Annotated in this window: 2 protein-coding genes and 1 pseudogene; all 3 read left to right on the top strand. The window is 52.5% G+C overall.

Annotated features, from left to right (window positions below; genetic code table 11):
* The first annotated feature begins 66 nt into the window (after positions 1–66).
* Positions 67–600 carry an NADH-quinone oxidoreductase subunit B gene (locus HWQ67_RS17820; protein WP_218254041.1) on the top strand — a complete coding sequence of 178 codons (534 nt, stop codon included), beginning with the start codon at positions 67–69 and terminating at the stop codon, positions 598–600.
* Positions 582–1,124, top strand: coding sequence for an NADH-quinone oxidoreductase subunit C (locus tag HWQ67_RS17825; RefSeq protein WP_218254042.1), 543 nt, complete (start codon positions 582–584; stop codon positions 1,122–1,124). Before HWQ67_RS17820 ends, HWQ67_RS17825 begins: the two co-directional genes overlap by 19 nt.
* Positions 1,103–1,685, top strand: a pseudogene (locus tag HWQ67_RS17830) (NADH-quinone oxidoreductase subunit D); the annotation flags it as partial. The gene HWQ67_RS17825 and the pseudogene HWQ67_RS17830, both read left to right, overlap by 22 nt.

The raw sequence follows: 1,685 nt of genomic DNA on the forward strand, positions 1-1,685 counted from the left end.
TGCAACATGGGCGGGCGCGATTGGGAATAATAATTTATATTGGACAAGGTGTATAACAGGTAGGCTATGGCGGATTCATCGGGACCACTTGTAGACGTAGAAGAAGGTATTAAGGTAATACCGGGGGCAAATGTCATCGTTGCACAGTTGGAGAAACTCCAGATAGACAAGCTGATCAACTGGGGCAGGAAGTCCTCGTTGTGGCCAATGACCTTTGGCCTGGCCTGCTGCGCCATTGAGATGATGGCAACGGGGGCAAGCCACTATGACCTGGACAGATTCGGTATAATATTCAGGGCCTCGCCACGGCAGGCCGACTGCATCATAGTGGCCGGAACGGTTACCAAGAAAATGGCGCCCATTGTCCGGAAGGTCTACGATCAGATGCCCGAACCAAAGTACGTCATAGCGATGGGCAGTTGTGCCTGCTCCGGTAACGTCTACCGCACATACAGCGTGGTGCAGGGCTGTGATACCTTCCTGCCCGTAGATGTCTACATACCGGGTTGTCCGCCACGACCGGAGGCCCTTATGCACGGCATCATCAAGCTACAGGAACTCATATCCAGGGAGACAATGCGATGGACCCCGCTGAAATAGCAGCAGAACTCAAAGAACGATTTGTCGATGAGGTCGTCCACATAAGCAAGTTTAGAGGGCAGGTGGGCGTGTATCTGAAAAAGACCCGCATTGTCGATATTGCGCGATATCTGCACGACGCTCCACAGTACAGCTTTGATTACTTAAAGGACCTCTGCGGGGTTGACTATATGGATCTAAAGGTGCCACGCTTTGAGGTGGTCTATCATCTGTACTCAGTGCGTCAAAGGCATATGCTGAGATTAAACGTGCAGGTGTCTGAAAACGCCCCCGATATAGACAGCGTAGTGGACATATGGGCTGGTGCCAACTGGCACGAGCGTGAGTGCTACGACATGTATGGCATAGTGTTTAATAATCACCCCGACCTCAGGAGAATCCTTATGCCCGAGGACTGGGAAGGTCATCCGCAGCGGAAGGACTATCCCATGGCAGGCCCGGAAGAAGAGTGGCGCGGCTTTAAAGAGGTCGAAAGAAAGGCCGAGGAGTTTAAGAAGTACCAATGGAACCAGACAAAGACCTAAAAACACGCGAGATGGTCATAAACATGGGACCGCAGCATCCCTCAACACACGGCGTGCTGCGACTCAAACTCAACGTGGATGGCGAAACGGTCGTCAAGTGTACCCCATACGTGGGATATCTGCACAGGGGAACCGAAAAGCTCGCCGAATCCATGACCTACATACAGGTGATCCCGCTGACCGACAGGCTTGACTACATCTCATCGATGACCAACAACGTCGGATACTGTCTTGCGGTTGAGAGGCTTTTTGACATAAACGTCCCCCTGAGGGCAAAGTACATCCGAACGATGGTCAGCGAGCTGTCGCGGATATCGAGTCACCTGCTGTGGCTCGCCACTCATGCCCTTGACATCGGGGCGATGACCGTATTCTTATATGCCTTCAGAGAGAGGGAGTGCATTATCGACCTCTTTGAGATGCTGACCGGGGCTCGTCTGACGGTGACTTATCCGCGCATAGGCGGGGTCAAGAGCGATGTGACACAGGAGTTCATAGACACGGCCTATGCCTTTGCCGAGGGCTTCCCGGAGAAAATACAAGAGTATGAGACGCTTATAA

It is taken from the genome of Candidatus Magnetobacterium casense (genome assembly GCF_019173545.1).
Taxonomy (GTDB): Bacteria; Nitrospirota; Thermodesulfovibrionia; order Thermodesulfovibrionales; family Magnetobacteriaceae; genus Magnetobacterium; species Magnetobacterium cryptolimnobacter.